The sequence below is a fragment of the Rhizobium leguminosarum genome, from assembly GCF_001679785.1.
In the GTDB taxonomy this organism is placed as follows: domain Bacteria; phylum Pseudomonadota; class Alphaproteobacteria; order Rhizobiales; family Rhizobiaceae; genus Rhizobium; species Rhizobium leguminosarum_R.
On the sequence record NZ_CP016292.1, the window covers coordinates 205169 to 219217 of the forward strand.

Here is a 14049-nt window from a genome sequence, read left to right on the forward strand (position 1 = left end):
GCAGTTGACGCGAAGGAGAGGACACATGAACGCAACTGACTATTTGAATCGCAGCGCCCTATACCGGAAGCTGGTCTATGGTCCGTATCGGGAGTTTGCGGGCGTTTACGCCGCCAAAATGTCGAACGAAGGTTTGGGTCGGCATTGCACGTGGCGCTCGCTGAGCCTGTTTCGGGATCTGATGGACTGGCATGTTGGCAATGGACATGCTCCGCAGGATTTAAGCGAGGTTCACGTCGACCGCTTTCTTGAGCATCGTTTCAAGCACTGGAAGCCCGACTCGGGCGATCGATCGGCACTCCGCCGCTTGCTTTTGGCGTTACGGGAGAAAGGCTTAATACCAGCCGCACTTCCGATTCTGCGCAGTGAGCACGAGAAGATCGTCGATGTATTCGGGCAATATCTCTCGACTGAGAGAGGGCTCGCCGCCGCGACTATGGGGAGCCACAAGCTTCTGTCGCTTCGATTTCTCCGGGAGGTGTGCCCTTTAGGCGTAGACGGGTTTGCAGCGCTCACCCCGCAGACCGTGATCGGTTATGTCGAGCGACATGCGCTCGATGGTTCCGCCGACAGTGGCAAAGCCATGTGCGGGGTTGTGCGTGCCTTCCTGCGCTATTTGCATCTGAAGGGTTTCATCTCGATGCCGCTCGCTGGCTGTGTGCCGTCCATCCGCCGCTGGCGACTTGCCGGCCTTCCAACATTTCTCCCGCCCGAGAAAGTCCAGAAGGTTCTCGATGCCTGTGATCGGACGACGGCAATGGGTCGTCGGGACTACGCGGTTCTGATGATCCTCGCCAAGCTCGGTTTGCGCGCCAGCGAAGTTTCCAACCTCAATCTTGACGATATCGACTGGCAGTCGGGCACGATCCTCGTACACGGAAAGGGACGACGCCAAGCGACTATGCCGCTGCGTCACGGGTAGTGTGCGGAAGGTTCTGCAAATTCACTGAGAGGGGCGGTCATGGCAGGCTGGTGATGTTCAACGTCACCTGATTCCCTGGAAGGAACGCCACCATGACCAAGACAGAAGATAAGACTGCTGTTGCTACCGTCAAAGACATTCTGCTTTCGAACCCCGATGGGCTGCACGAGGTGCTGCGCGCGGTGATGCAGGAGGTCCTTGAAGCCGAGATGGACGAGGCTTTGGGAGCCGCGAAAGGCGAACGCACGCCCGAGCGGCTCGGCTACCGCTCCGGCCATTACGGCCGCACGCTGATAACGCGGGTGGGCAAGTTGGAACTCAGGGTGCCGCAGGACCGCTCGGGACACTTCTCCACCGAGCTGTTCGAACGCTACCAGCGCTCGGAGCGGGCGCTGGTCGCCACGCTGGCCGAGATGTATGTGCAGGGGGTGTCGACGCGCAAGGTCAAGGCGATCACCGAAGAACTGTGCGGGCATGCGTTCTCGGCCTCATCGATCTCGGCGATCAACAAGCGGCTCGATGAAAGCCTAAAGGCCTTTGCCTGCCGCCCGCTTCAAGAGCCCTTTCCCTATCTCATCCTCGATGCCCGTTATGAGAAGGTCAGAGAGGGCGGCGTCGTCAGGAGCCAGGCGGTGCTGATCGCCGTCGGCATCGACTGGGACGGCCGGCGGCAAATCCTGTCCGTCGAGATGGCCGGCCGCGAGAGCCGCTCGGCCTGGAAGGACTTCCTGTTGGGATTGAAAGCCCGCGGCCTCAAGGGTGTCGAGTTCGTCGTCTCCGACGATCATGCCGGCCTCGTCGCGGCGATCGGCGAAGTCATTCCGGAAGCCGCCTGGCAGCGCTGCTATGTGCACTTCCTGCGCAATGCGCTCGACCATCTGCCACGCAAGCACGGCGACGATTGCCTGCAGGAACTGCGATGGATCTACGACCGGCGCGATCTCGCCGAGGCGAAAACCGATCTTTCCGCCTGGCTTGGCAAATGGTCGGGAAAATATCCACGGCTGACCGGCTGGGTCGAGGAAGCCATCGAGCAGACGCTCACTTTCTTCCGGCTACCGCGCACTCACCACAAGCATCTCAAGAGCACCAACATGCTCGAGCGCCTCAACGAGGAAATCCGTCGTAGAACCTACGTCGTGCGCATCTTTCCCAACACCGAAAGCTGCCTGCGCCTGGTCAGGGCCCTTGCCGTCGAAACCCACGAAAACTGGATGGAGGCCAATCGATACATCAACATGGACGATCTCAGAGAGCATAAGAAACTCGCTCTCCGCAATGCCGCATGACCAGTCTCATGACCGCCCTTTTTGCTGAACTTGACGCACATAACCGCGTCACGACGTCGGAACAGCACTCGTCGCTTATATCCGACATGGGCGTCCAGCCTCGGCATGTCGACGACTTTTCCTACGAACACTCGCCCCGCACGTGGGTTTTACATCTGGCAGCGCCATCACGTGGATCGCTAAGCAAGCACTCGAACAGGCCGACATTGAAGGCTATGCGCATCACGGCGCCCATCTTTTCCGCCACAGCCTTGCGACTGACCTTTTGCGATCGGGCGCCAGCTTTGCTGAGATCGGCCAACTGCTCCGCCATCGAAGCATCGACAGTACAAGAATCTATGCCAAGCTCGATATTGATAAGCTGCGTGAACTGAGCCTACCCTGGCCGGGAGGTGTCCAATGAGCCGGCTTGGCACCGCGTTTGAGCGCTACATCGGCATGCGCCAAGGGCTGGGATACAAATATGACGGTCCGGCAAAACGATTGTCGGAGTTCGTCGCTTTCATGGAATCCCGCGGCGCCGAGACCATCACGAATGATCTGGCAATGGAGTGGGTCACCTCGATGGGCCGGCAGCCAAGCTGGTCCATCCGCCTGTCTGATGTGCGCTGCTTTGCACAGCACCTCAGTTATTTCGATCCTTTGACAGAAGTGCTACCAAGCGACGCTGTAGCACCGGCACGGCGGACAAAGCCCTACATCTATAGCGAGATCGAGATTCAGACACTTTTGGCGGCGGCACTGTCGTTGCCGCCGGCCAACGCTCTGCGGCGCTGGACATATCACTGGTATTGTCACGTTAACCGGGCTGCGGTTGCCTGCCTGACGGGTTGGGCGTAGATTTCGGCGATGCATTCACGAGATATCAGCTTCAAGCGTCACCGTTTTCCGCCACGGATCGTTTCTCACGCGGTCTGGCTTTATTTGCGGTTCAACCTTAGTCTGCGAGAAGTTGAGGAAATGCTGCTCGAGCGTGGAATCGACGTGTCATACGAGACAGTCCGCCGCTGGATCGCCAAGTTCGGACCCCAGATCGCACGCAACTTGCGGCGGCGGCAGGCGCGCCCCGGCGATATTTGGTATCTGGACGAAGTCGTCGTGAAATGCGCTGGAGAGAAATTCTGGCTCTGGCGTGCGGTCGATCAACATGGCACCGTTCTCGAAGAGATATTGCAGAAGCGGCGTGATAAAAGGGCAGCGAAGCGCGTGCTGGTGGCGTTAATGAAGCGCTATGGCTTTGCTCCCAAACGGATCATCACCGATAAGCTCCGCTCCTACGGTGCAGCAAAGGCGGAAGTGGCACCCGGCCTTGACCATTGGTCGCACAAGGGTCTCAATAATCGGGCCGAGAACAGCCATCTGCCGTTTCGAAAACGGGAACGAACCATGCAAGGCCACCGATCACCAGGCACGTTGCAACGGTTCGTCTCCATGCACTCAGCGACCCGCAATTGCTTTTCAGTTCCGTCCCGTCGCCGCGCCGCGCAAACAATTCGCTACCATCGGCTCGAAGCTTTCGATGCATGGAAAATTGCGGCCTGCGTCGCCTGAATATCCACGAGCCGCTGACCTTTCCAGCCAGAGAAACTTAACGTGACAACACCGTCCGAACAGCTTGGCGTCGAATGTGACGCCGTGAACCAGTATGATTTCTTCGGCCGGACTGCTCGCCGGCACTGCGCCGAGATTTTACAGCATCTTGGCTTTCGACGGCTGAAGCGCACCGATCGTGAAGAGCTGACATCGTGGATCGCGGGCGAACTGTGCCCGACCGGGCAATCGGTTGGCGCCATGCTCGAGCAGGTTTTTCTGTGGTGCCGGGACAGATGCATCTATGGTCCGTCGCCGAAAGAACTGGAACGCCTTGTCCTTTCGCGACGGCAGCACTATCTCGATAGCTGCTTGACCGGGACAGGCGATCGTCTTTCGGGAAGCACGGTGGCCTTGATGGAAGCGTCGATTGCTGATGCGGACGGCATGACCGGTTTCAATACGATGAGAGGTGATGCCGGCCAAGCCTCACTCGATAACATCCTCGGCATAACGGAGAAGCTCGCCTTCATTCAGACGCTCGCGCTGCCCGGAGATATCCTGACAACGACGGGGAAGGCATGGGTGGAACAGATCGTTCGCCGTGTCGCCGGCGAAAAGGCCTGGGAGATGCGGCGGCACCCTTCGGCCAAACAAATCGGACTGTACGCAATTTATCTTTCGTCACGGCAAGCGCAGCTCACGGACGCGATGGTCGATCTGCTGATCGAGACGGTCCACAAGATCGGGACGCGTTCGAAACGTAAGGTGGTCGGCGATATCGCCAAGGATATCGAGCGGGTCAATGGCGCCGGAAGACTATCGCGGCCTCACGCCTCTGATCTACAGTCACGTCAATCCTTATGGCCGTTTCGATCTCGACTTGAATAGTCGGATCGATTTTGATCGGCTGGCGGCATAATGTTTGGAGATGCCAATGGTTAAAATTGCTGAATCATGCCTGAATGTTCTCTACCAGCACGGGTTGTCGTCGGCACAGTTCCAGTTTTATTTCGAGAGAGCAAAGAATGATCTCCTGGCCGATGACATGGCCTGCGACGCCATCGTTGCGGAGGTTATGCAGTCCATGGACGATCGTCCGGATGCGGCAACCTTGTTCGGATTGCTGCTGGATGAGGCGCGAATGGGCATCGAGAATGACAGCCCATATGGAAAGGCCTTCCTGGAAAATGCGCAGAAGGCGATCAAGGCTCGCATTGCCGCCGACGCTTTCGAACCGCTTCACCGTTTGAAAATCGCTGGCTTGTATCGGCGTGCCGGTCTGCCCGTGCCAGACATACTGATGCTCGATCCGGAGGGCGAAAGTGCCGCCGACGAGATCCCGATGCCGGATCTTGATGGCGCGCTTGCCGTTTTAGCGGCAGAAGTTGAAGCTGAAGGCGGTGGCGCGTATGAGTTCTTCAGTGGCCTGGATGAGATGACGGCAGGAATGCCGGAGGAGGCCAAAGCTGGGTTTATTCATCATCTTATGGGCCTCGACAATCCCTTTTTGGAACGCTGCGCGCTCTATTGGCTGGTGTCTGGTGCAGCATTGACCCGGGAGGCCGTGGCTGCCGGCCTACGAGAAAGGCTCATGCGCGGGGAGCTGCAGCCTGAAACAGCATCCTATTTGCCGATTATTCGTGGCTGGCTGCCGGCGAGTGCCGCCCGGGCGGTTATCGATGACATCGGCAAGCTGGCTCGCCGACAAGGTTTTGCAGATGCTTCCAATCAAAACAGAGCGGAGCCGATAGTCAGCGACATCATGGCGACCACCGCTGACGGTGTCGGAGCACAAGGCCTGACGATTGTCGGAAAACTGCAAGCCCGGACATTTGTCGCGATGATCCTGTTAAAGACCGGATACGGCATCAAGGATGCCTTTGTCATTCGTTGCCGTTCAAAGCGCGAAGCAACCAACATTATCTCCTATGCCCGCCAGGAAGCAAACAGCGTTCGAATAGATCGAATGACTGCCGAACTGCTGCTGGAGGCGGCTCTGGCGGATGGGATGGAAAACGGCCACCCACCAGCGCCAGGTTTCATTGACGTCATGGAGGCTTGCAGCCTGAGCCAATTGCGGCCCCAGGAAAGGGATCTGCAGGCTTTGCTGGATCACGTCGATCCGCAAAAGGAAATCCAGAATGCGACAGTGGCACAACTGGATCGGATGTTCCGCAATGCGTCCGCACTGGATGCGCTTGTCCCGTTCACCGACAGCTGGTTTGAAGACACAGGAGAAACACGCGGCATCATCCAGGGCTCTCGCTCAGTGCGGACTGTTGAAAAAAGGATCTGGGCCTTTCTCGAGGGCCGGCGAGACATTTGGGCGAGACGATTTCTGCAAACCGCGATCATTCTCAAATCGGCTAAGAAGGAGCGGATGTCAAAAGCATTGGCAGCCGCAGCCTTCGCGCTGATGCACAAGCATCCTCTACAGGACATCCCGCTTATGGAAGACATCGTTATGACCACACTGGACGCAGGCGGCGGATCTCCGTGGTGAGCATTACATCGTCAATGAACGGGTTGCGGCCGTTGAATCCTGTTTATTTTGGGTCGGAAACGAGATATTGAACAACTCGGCATGACAGCACACCCAAATTGAACAGTTAGGGGTTTTGTCGCAAACTTTTTAAAAGGCCGCAGAAGCGGCCATCGCTGGACACAGTTATGCAGCGAGTGCGGCGAATGGTATTGTCACGTTAACTGGGCTGCGGTTGCCTGCCTGACGGGTTGGGCGTAGATTTCGGCGATGCATTCACGAGATATCAGCTTCAAGCGTCACCGTTTTCCGCCACGGATCGTTTCTCACGCGGTCTGGCTTTATTTGCGGTTCAACCTTAGTCTGCGTGAAGTTGAGGAAATGCTGCTCGAGCGTGGAATCGACGTGTCATACGAGACAGTCCGCCGCTGGATCGCCAAGTTCGGACCCCAGATCGCACGCAACTTGCGGCGGCGGCAGGCGCGCCCCGGCGATATTTGGTATCTGGACGAAGTCGTCGTGATAAAAGGGCAGCGACGCGCGTGCTGGTGGCGTTAATGAAGCGCTATGGCTTTGCTCCCAAACGGATCATCACCGATAAGCTCCGCTCCTACGGTGCAGCAAAGGCGGAAGTGGCACCCGGCCTTGACCATTGGTCGCACAAGGGCCTCAATAATCGGGCCGAGAACAGCCTTCTGCCGTTTCGAAAACGGGAACGAACCATGCAAGGCCACCGATCACCAGGCACGTTGCAACGGTTCGTCTCCATGCACTCAGCGACCCGCAATTGCTTTTCAGCTCAGTTCCGTCCCGTCGCCGCGCCGCGCAAACAATTCGCTACCATCGGCTCGAAGCTTTCGATGCATGGAAAATTGCGGCCTGTGTCGCCTGAATATCCACGAGCCGCTGACCTTTCCAGCCAGAGAAACTTAACGTGACAACACCACACACACCCCTGCATGCCACGAAGCTTCCTTTACGCACATGGCTCAAGGCGATGTGGCTATTGCTGCAGTCTGATAAGGGCTTATCCTCGGTACGTCTGGCCGAGGCTCTCGGGGTGAGCCAGCCAACGGCCTGGAGGATCGGTCATGCATTGCGCCTCATGGTAGCGCGTGAACACATGCTCGACGGCACGATTGAGCTTGATCATTTCTATCTCGGTGGCAAGCCTGAGCGGCAGCCCGATGCCCCATCACCCGGAAGAGGCCGCAAGGGGCAGGCAAAGACACAAAAGACACCGGTCATGGCGATTGTGCAGCGTCCGGCGGAAATCACTCCCGGCTCTCCCGCGGGCGATGCCCGTGCCACTGTCGTCCGCGACCTCTCCTTGAGCACCGCCGTGCGCGCCGTTGCTCCGCAGGTAGAGCTTCGGGCACATTTGATGAGTGACGAGGCAAAGGCGTTCGTTGCCATGGGCGAGAGCTTTGCCACACACGAAACAGTCAATCATTCCAGCCGCGAATATGTTCGCGATGCCGTCCACGTCAATTCAGTCGAAGGGTTCAATGACCGTGTTCGCCGAACCATAACAGGCGTCTTTCATCACATTAGCCCGCAGCTCGCCGACCTGTATTTCCATGAAATCGGCTTCCGCTGGTCCCAGCGCCGTTGACAGTCAATTGGCGGACGAATATGTTGCCGCTGCGCCCATGACCGCACAACGCGACAGGATTCTAGCCCGCATTTTGCGGGAACCTCCGCTATAGGAGGTTACACCGGGCAAGTTGGTTGTCTGGCGTTGGTTACTTTGAGGCCGACAAATATGCGATTTAATGATGTTACGCTTACGCTCATTGAAGACTCCATGGCAGGCTACTCGGAGCAAGCTTTTCCTCTTCAAGTCGTGGACATCGACCATGAGGGGGATGAGATAAGTTGCGGCTTGGATGGTATAACCAGCGTTGGCGGTAGACCCCATGTTGTTTTTTGGCATGGCGGCGAGGCTCAGACGTTCGCCACAGTTATGAATGTTGCCATTGTTTCGAGTAATGGAAAGCCGTTGCTCGCAGGTGAATTATGTAAGAACTTTGAAGCGCCACGCGATGTTGACGGTGTGGTTCGGTTTGAGGTTTTGCGTCCGGATTGATCGCCCTCGCGGCACCACATGGAACAGGTAGAAGCTTTTCGTCACTTGTGTTAAACTCTCATAATGACAACAACGACAGACTTTTTCCCCGATGTTATGCCGTCGGCAACCCCGACCGAGGCCGAGCTTGCCGCATGGGAAGCCCTGCCCCGCGACGAGCAGTTAAGCCGCTTGCGGGCCAGTTTTGCGGCTCCGGCTTCTTCACAGGTTGGCACCCGCAGCATGGATGACCTCTTGAAAGAGGCTCGCGCCGCCGCCGATCTTCGGCATGGGTGATTATCGGCGTTGGTGCGCGGATATGAAATCGAACGCATTTCGGCCTTTGATGTTGTCGGTTATGCCTGCCTGACTTGACGCCGGACAGACTCCGGGCGTCCACATGCCAGCATGCGGTTGAGAACGATGCAACCGATGGCGACCTCTGTCTGCTGGGTGGCGAACGAACGAGCCCGCACACGTCGCCCGATCAGCCTCTTGTATCGCCCGATGGCGGTTTCGATCAGTGCACGCTTGCCGTAGCCGGTGGCCGCCTGCCATTGCAGCCGACCGTCTTTTGCGATCGCCGCTATGTGCTTGTCTCTTTGATCAGGTGGCCCTGTATCACCATTGCTTTCCACCGCCGTCGAACGCGGTGGAATGACGACGTTCGCGGTTGCGCTGTGCTGCAGGACCGTCTGATAGGTTGGCTTGCCATCATAGGCTCCGTCGGCTGCGAACTGGTCAATCTCGCCGTCGATCTGGCTGAGCAACGGCTCCACCTGGGAAGGATCATCCGTGCCCTGATCGGTCAGCCTATGGGCAATGATCTCGCCACTATTGGCATCCACTGCCAGATGGAATTTGCGCCAGTTGCGGCGTGATCTGGCGCCATGTTTCTCCTCAAGCCATTGCCCGGCGCCGTACACCTTTAACCCCGTGCTGTCGACCAGCACATGCAGCGGGCCGTCCGGCAGAGGCGGGTTTCGTTGGGCCGGCAGCTTCCACGTTTGTGCCCGACGGCTCAGCGTCGTATGATCGGGGACGGGTATCTCAAGTCCCATAAGATCGAACACCGAATTCATGAGCCCTTCGCTCTGGCGCAGCCGCATTCCGAACACACAGCCCAGGGTCAGGGCCGTTTCGATGGCAAGATCGGAATAGCGGGGTTGACCACCTCGCGTTTTTCGCCGTGGTGCATGCCATCCGGCCAATGCTTCCGGCGTCATCCATAGTGTAAGACTGCCACGCCGACGCAGGCCTGCCTCGTACTCCGGCCAATTCGTCACCCTGAAGTTCATCTTTGCGATGTGATGACGACGATCGGCGTTGTGTTTGTACGGCATGCACTCGGATCAAGCTGATTGCGATCCTGTTTGCCTATCGCCGAACCGTTCAGAAACTATTCATGCACCAAAGCCGCCCGGCATGCAAGGGGGGCCCGAGCGCGCCGCCGATGCGTCATGATCCAAGTTGAAACGTAACGGAATGGGCGAAAGGCCGATAGCTGCGAAGCGTTAGGGTTACTGCAAACACTCTCGTCCTCCAATTTCTATACGTATAGCAAAAGTCGTGTAATACCATTCAAATACAATCATGGCGGGCGCCGAGGAAGAGCTAACCGATGATTTGGCGCGTCCGGCGGGTGGGCAGGGCGCGATCACTAGTTTCCACTTCACCACGACCGGCATTGCGTCCCCCTTCGATGCATGGCGTTCCCTCCTGGATATCCTGTTCGACAGCTCTCCTCCCAAAAAGCCTCCCTCGAGTATCTTTCAAGCGAATCTCATAGTTCATCACTTCGGCACCTTCCTGCTATGCCGGAGCGGCGCGGTAGGCGGCCGGTATCGGCGCACCAAAACGCGCCTCGCTTGGAACGATCTCGATCACATCGTTATCTCATGCCTCCTGCGTGGTGGCATCGCAGTGGCCGGTGCCGCCACGCGGCGATTGCGGCCGGGCGACGTTGCGGTGCTCGATCTATCCGCACCGATGGCTTTTGCAATGACGGCCGCCGAGGGCATGCACCTTATCGTGCCGCGCACGTTGCTGCCAGCCTCGATGGCGCCGGTGCATCCGGTTACCGGTCGCATCCTGGCCCAGGATACCGCCATGGCAATCTTTGTCCGAGGGGTAATCGGGGCCCTCGCCGAAGCGGCGCTGCGCCTGAGCCCGGGCGAGATGATGGCTCTCGGAGCATCGGTGCCCGAGCTGCTCGCCTCCTGCCTGGGACCGGCCGCTGCGGCGACTTCAACGGAGGCCAAGGGCGATCTCGGACGACGCCTGCGTCGCCACATCGAGGAGAACCTGCATCGCAACGACCTGACCCCTTCTCGCCTGACGCATGACCTTCATGTTTCGCGCAGTCAGCTCTACCGGCAATTCGCGACGAGCGGCGGTGTTGAAGCCTATATCCGCCGGCGCCGTCTCCGACGCTGCCTGCTCACCCTCTGCGATTCCCGTTATGCCGACCGGCGGATCGGCGATATCGCCTATGAGATGGGTTTCGCCGACGAGGCCCATTTCAGCCGGCTATTCCGACGCGCCTTCGGACTGTCGCCCCGGGGCGCCCGCTCCGCCGCCCGACAAGATGACCCCGGTCTGGGTGGCCTGTTCCGTCCACCCGCCGACGGTGCTTCCTTTGGGGACTGGCTTGCCATGCTCGGGACCAGTTGAGGTTGCGCATGCGTTTCTTGGAACGGTCGTCCAAGTTTTAGGAACGCTCATCCAGGGACAACTGCAAGGGGCAACGATATCGTCAATACAAATAAAGAGAGAAAAGCGCACTACAGCTCAGCCCACCGAAAGGAAACATGCTGATGTCGACGACGAAGGCAAAGACAAGTTCCGGTCCTGCGACAAGCAGCACGCCATCGGCCGCCGCGGTTCCTTTCGAGCTGACCGCCACCAATGGGTCGAGCGTGCCGGGATTTCAGTATTTCAGCGTCTTTCCGCCTGCATTGAAAAACCCTCCGCCCAAATCGCAGGTCCTCACCGCCTTGGTGTCGGATGCGACAGATCAGGCAGGCACAACGACTTTGACGTGGAACGGTGGAAGCGGCGCGCTGGCCCTGTTTGCGCTCCTTGAAGGCACAAGCCCCAACAATGCCCACAGGACTCCGGTCGCGCTGGGGGATACGGTTGCGGTGGCTTTGGTCGATGGTGCGTTTACTCTTACCGCCACCGCTGGCGGCCCTGCCAACGCGATCGAGGTGACATTCGCTCCCGGTGTCCCACCGGGCGGTCAGATCGGCTTGGTTGTCGGTCCCGCGCCGATCCTTGTTGCGATCCCTGCCGGCCTGTCGTCGTTGACCCTCGAGCCCGACCTGTCACCGACCGTCACGGTGGTCTTCGGCACCGCCTTCCAGTTTCCCGAAGCCAATGAATCGGACGTCAGCCAGTCAGCGACCACCACTTTCAAACAGGATGCCACGACCGAGGCCAGCCCCACGGCCATCGCACATATCGAAGTCGATCTGGACAATAAGATCACCCAAGTCGGCTGATCGCTCAACGAGCTTGCCCGGCATCCGCCTTCCCAGGCCGGGCATTTCCCCCGCCGCTCTAATTCCTCCCACCGGGCGGCGAGGGCGGGCCGGCACCGCTTCAGCCCCGGAGGCGGTGCCGGCTACCACCCTGCAATTCCGGGCTCCAACAAAAGGCAAAGCAAATGACGAATTACTCTCTGACATGCCTCAATAACTCACAGCTGCACGGCAGCTTCGCCGTGTTCCAGAAGGCTCCGCCTATGACGGTCCCCGGGAACGTGTTTTCACTGGCCTGGTTTACCCGCCCGGCCGCTCCGGGTAGCAGTGTGAAATTCACCTGGAGCCTCGACTATAGCTTCGTATGGTCGGAAACAGGACTGCTTCAGCCTGGCATCAACTTCTCAGCGACCCAGGTGATCTCTGCTGATCCGAACGGCCAGAACCTGGTTCAGCTCACGCAGGACAACTGGGGTGCGACGACCTTTGCCAATCCCACCGTCAGCGGCGCCCTGGGCTCGCTGACTATCCAGCAGCTGTCCAACGTCGTGCCAAGTCGGACCTCTGTCGGCATAGGCATGGCCGGCTCGGGCACCTTCGCCGTCCAGGCTGCTCCGAACATGACGGCAGTCTTCACCCCGCATCCCAACTACTGGGTGATGTTCGGCAATTTCGAGACAGGTGACGTCATCGACATCGAGGACGTGACCGGAGCCGTCGAGGTTACCTACGGCGGAGCACTGACCTCGCGGACCGCGGCACTCGGTCTGGATAACCTAATCACGGTTTCCTGACGCCCTTCGACGGCGGCTGCTCCAGCCGCCGTCCCCTTCTCCCCAACACCACAGGAGACGGCAATGCCGGAGTACAGACTCACCTGCATCAACAACTCAAATCTGCATGGCAGTTTCGCGCTTTACCAGGTGCCGCCCCAGACGTCTGCGCCGTCGCGGCTGACCAGCCTGGCATGGCTTGCGCGGCCGGCGGCGCCCGGCACCCAGGTGCGCTTCTCCTGGTCCACGGAAGTCGGTTTCATCTGGGGTGAACGCGGCACCTTTGGGGGCCGAACGGCCTTTACCTCCTACCAGTATATCGCCGCAGACCCCGATCGCGAAAACGTCATCGACTTCACCTCGGACTCGTTCGGAGCGCCGACGTTCCAGAATCTGCGCACCGGCGGTGCTCAAGGGACGATGAGCATCCGCCAGCTCAGCGGGTCGTTCGATTTCCCGATTCACCTCGGCATCGCAGTCGGCAAATCGCCCATCTACACCGTTGATTTCAATGCGAATGTCTTGAGCGCATTCACTCCGCATCGTCATCGCTGCTGGGTTGTCTTCGGCAGTTACTCCGTCGGTGAGACGATCGACCTGGAAGCGCTCACCAACATCCAGATCGTTGATTTCAGTCAGACCTCGCCCTCGCAGCGCGTCGTGCTGACACCGGAGAACATTCTGCAGCAGGCAGCAGCGCCGAACGCCGATCCGCCTTTCGGCTGAACCCCGGAAGCGAGCTGGGCCCGTTTAACCCCCCCCCCAAAAGAATAGGCGGACGGCGCGACTTCGCCCACCGTCATACCAGGTCCGGCGGCATGCGCCTCCGGTCAGCGCTCCCGGCATGCCGCGGGGAACGTTCGCCCCTCCCTATCGTGAAGAGGAAGACGTCATGCTCATTAGCAAACTACGGTCCCGCATCCTGGCGGTGACATTTACCGTCCTGGTTTCGCTCGGCGCGATAAGCCCCGCCCACGCTTATTCCGTCTATCGCCGGGTAACGGCCGATGCCATGACGGGGATTGTCGTATGGACGGCGGCAAACTTCGGCGTCAGCGGTAACCCGCCCACCCTGTCGTTCTTCTACTATCCGGACGATGGTGCGGCGCGCGCCGCAATGCAGGAGGCTCAATGCTTCGTCAAGGTCGATCTCGGTGACCTCATCAATCCGCAAGAGGGTGCCCAGGCGGCTGTCGGCAACGCGGACATTCCGGTCAACGCCGCCCCAGCCGATCAGCCGAGGCCTTTTCCCTGGATGATCGGGTTCGACAACAATCCGCCCGGCCATTGGAGCATCGCAAGACCTCAAATTACAAACGCAGTCACCAATGCCGCGGCTAGCAGGGTGGCCGCCGCCGGCTTCCGGAGCCTCGCAACCACAGACAACTCCGGCGTTACCGTCATCAACGGAACACTGCTTAATTGCCGCGCCCAATAGACGGTTCTTCGACAAGGTCTTAGAGTCAACGGACGCAATAGCTTTCACCGCCGGGCCTTCAT

At 59.0% G+C, this 14049-nt stretch carries 13 protein-coding genes and 3 pseudogenes; 15 read left to right on the top strand and 1 reads right to left on the bottom strand.

What is annotated here, in order from left to right:
* Positions 1–25 precede the first annotated feature (25 nt).
* The 10 genes and pseudogenes from BA011_RS39315 (at position 26) to BA011_RS39360 (ending at position 8315) form a co-directional block, all read left to right on the top strand.
* Positions 26–922, top strand: coding sequence for a tyrosine-type recombinase/integrase (locus tag BA011_RS39315; protein WP_237352772.1), 897 nt, complete (start codon positions 26–28; stop codon positions 920–922).
* Between the two features lie 92 nt (positions 923–1014).
* Positions 1015–2211 (top strand): IS256 family transposase, encoded by a 1197-nt coding sequence (locus BA011_RS39320; RefSeq protein WP_065279141.1) that lies wholly within the window; start codon positions 1015–1017, stop codon positions 2209–2211.
* Positions 2212–2353: 142 nt separating this feature from the next.
* Entirely contained in the window at positions 2354–2614 is a 261-nt protein-coding gene (locus BA011_RS43915) for a tyrosine-type recombinase/integrase (protein ID WP_237352771.1), read from the top strand.
* A complete protein-coding gene (locus BA011_RS39330) occupies positions 2611–3051 on the top strand; it encodes a hypothetical protein (RefSeq protein WP_237352869.1) in 441 nt (146 codons plus the stop codon). The genes BA011_RS43915 and BA011_RS39330 overlap by 4 nt, the downstream gene beginning before the upstream one ends.
* Before the next feature lie 9 nt (positions 3052–3060).
* Positions 3061–3762, top strand: coding sequence for an IS6 family transposase (locus BA011_RS39335; RefSeq protein WP_065284682.1), 702 nt, complete (start codon positions 3061–3063; stop codon positions 3760–3762).
* 54 nt (positions 3763–3816) lie between these two features.
* Positions 3817–4563 (top strand): annotated as a pseudogene (locus BA011_RS39340) (DUF4158 domain-containing protein); the annotation flags it as partial.
* A gap of 115 nt (positions 4564–4678) precedes the next feature.
* Positions 4679–6247, top strand: a complete 1569-nt coding sequence (locus BA011_RS39345) for a hypothetical protein (RefSeq protein WP_065284771.1) — start codon at positions 4679–4681, stop codon at positions 6245–6247.
* Positions 6248–6496: 249 nt separating this feature from the next.
* A pseudogene (locus BA011_RS39350) lies at positions 6497–7118 on the top strand (IS6 family transposase).
* Between the two features lie 48 nt (positions 7119–7166).
* Positions 7167–7835: pseudogene (locus BA011_RS43920) on the top strand (IS1595 family transposase); the annotation flags it as partial.
* Positions 7836–8033: 198 nt separating this feature from the next.
* Complete coding sequence (locus BA011_RS39360; RefSeq protein WP_151047549.1) at positions 8034–8315, top strand: hypothetical protein; 282 nt, start codon at positions 8034–8036, stop codon at positions 8313–8315.
* Between the two features lie 335 nt (positions 8316–8650).
* On the opposite strand, the gene BA011_RS39365 is transcribed toward BA011_RS39360, so the two are convergent.
* Complete coding sequence (locus tag BA011_RS39365; protein ID WP_065284773.1) at positions 8651–9637, bottom strand: IS5 family transposase; 987 nt, start codon at positions 9635–9637, stop codon at positions 8651–8653.
* 250 nt (positions 9638–9887) lie between these two features.
* On the opposite strand from BA011_RS39365, the gene BA011_RS39370 reads away from it, so the two are divergent.
* From BA011_RS39370 to BA011_RS39390, 5 genes are all read left to right on the top strand, one after another.
* Positions 9888–10967: a helix-turn-helix domain-containing protein gene (locus BA011_RS39370; RefSeq protein ID WP_065284774.1), complete on the top strand. Its 1080-nt coding sequence runs from the start codon at positions 9888–9890 to the stop codon at positions 10965–10967.
* A gap of 143 nt (positions 10968–11110) precedes the next feature.
* Positions 11111–11797, top strand: coding sequence for a hypothetical protein (locus BA011_RS39375; protein ID WP_151047551.1), 687 nt, complete (start codon positions 11111–11113; stop codon positions 11795–11797).
* 164 nt (positions 11798–11961) lie between these two features.
* The gene (locus BA011_RS39380) at positions 11962–12570 is read left to right on the top strand and encodes a hypothetical protein (RefSeq protein WP_064244975.1); all 609 of its coding nucleotides are present in this window, start codon (positions 11962–11964) and stop codon (positions 12568–12570) included.
* Between the two features lie 63 nt (positions 12571–12633).
* The gene (locus BA011_RS39385) at positions 12634–13275 is read left to right on the top strand and encodes a hypothetical protein (RefSeq protein ID WP_065284775.1); all 642 of its coding nucleotides are present in this window, start codon (positions 12634–12636) and stop codon (positions 13273–13275) included.
* 166 nt (positions 13276–13441) lie between these two features.
* On the top strand, positions 13442–13987 hold the full coding sequence (locus BA011_RS39390) for a hypothetical protein (protein ID WP_065284776.1): 546 nt from the start codon (positions 13442–13444) through the stop codon (positions 13985–13987).
* Positions 13988–14049 lie beyond the last annotated feature (62 nt).

Bases quoted from the DNA above. Each gene is read 5' to 3' on its own strand.
- BA011_RS39315 (WP_237352772.1), top strand. From the start codon at position 26: ATGAACGCAACTGACTATTTGAATCGCAGCGCCCTATACCGGAAGCTG.
- BA011_RS39320 (WP_065279141.1), top strand. From the start codon at position 1,015: ATGACCAAGACAGAAGATAAGACTGCTGTTGCTACCGTCAAAGACATT.
- BA011_RS39330 (WP_237352869.1), top strand. From the start codon at position 2,611: ATGAGCCGGCTTGGCACCGCGTTTGAGCGCTACATCGGCATGCGCCAA.
- BA011_RS39335 (WP_065284682.1), top strand. From the start codon at position 3,061: ATGCATTCACGAGATATCAGCTTCAAGCGTCACCGTTTTCCGCCACGG.
- BA011_RS39345 (WP_065284771.1), top strand. From the start codon at position 4,679: ATGGTTAAAATTGCTGAATCATGCCTGAATGTTCTCTACCAGCACGGG.
- BA011_RS39360 (WP_151047549.1), top strand. From the start codon at position 8,034: ATGGCAGGCTACTCGGAGCAAGCTTTTCCTCTTCAAGTCGTGGACATC.
- BA011_RS39365 (WP_065284773.1), bottom strand. From the start codon at position 9,637: ATGCCGTACAAACACAACGCCGATCGTCGTCATCACATCGCAAAGATG.
- BA011_RS39370 (WP_065284774.1), top strand. From the start codon at position 9,888: ATGGCGGGCGCCGAGGAAGAGCTAACCGATGATTTGGCGCGTCCGGCG.
- BA011_RS39375 (WP_151047551.1), top strand. From the start codon at position 11,111: ATGTCGACGACGAAGGCAAAGACAAGTTCCGGTCCTGCGACAAGCAGC.
- BA011_RS39380 (WP_064244975.1), top strand. From the start codon at position 11,962: ATGACGAATTACTCTCTGACATGCCTCAATAACTCACAGCTGCACGGC.
- BA011_RS39385 (WP_065284775.1), top strand. From the start codon at position 12,634: ATGCCGGAGTACAGACTCACCTGCATCAACAACTCAAATCTGCATGGC.
- BA011_RS39390 (WP_065284776.1), top strand. From the start codon at position 13,442: ATGCTCATTAGCAAACTACGGTCCCGCATCCTGGCGGTGACATTTACC.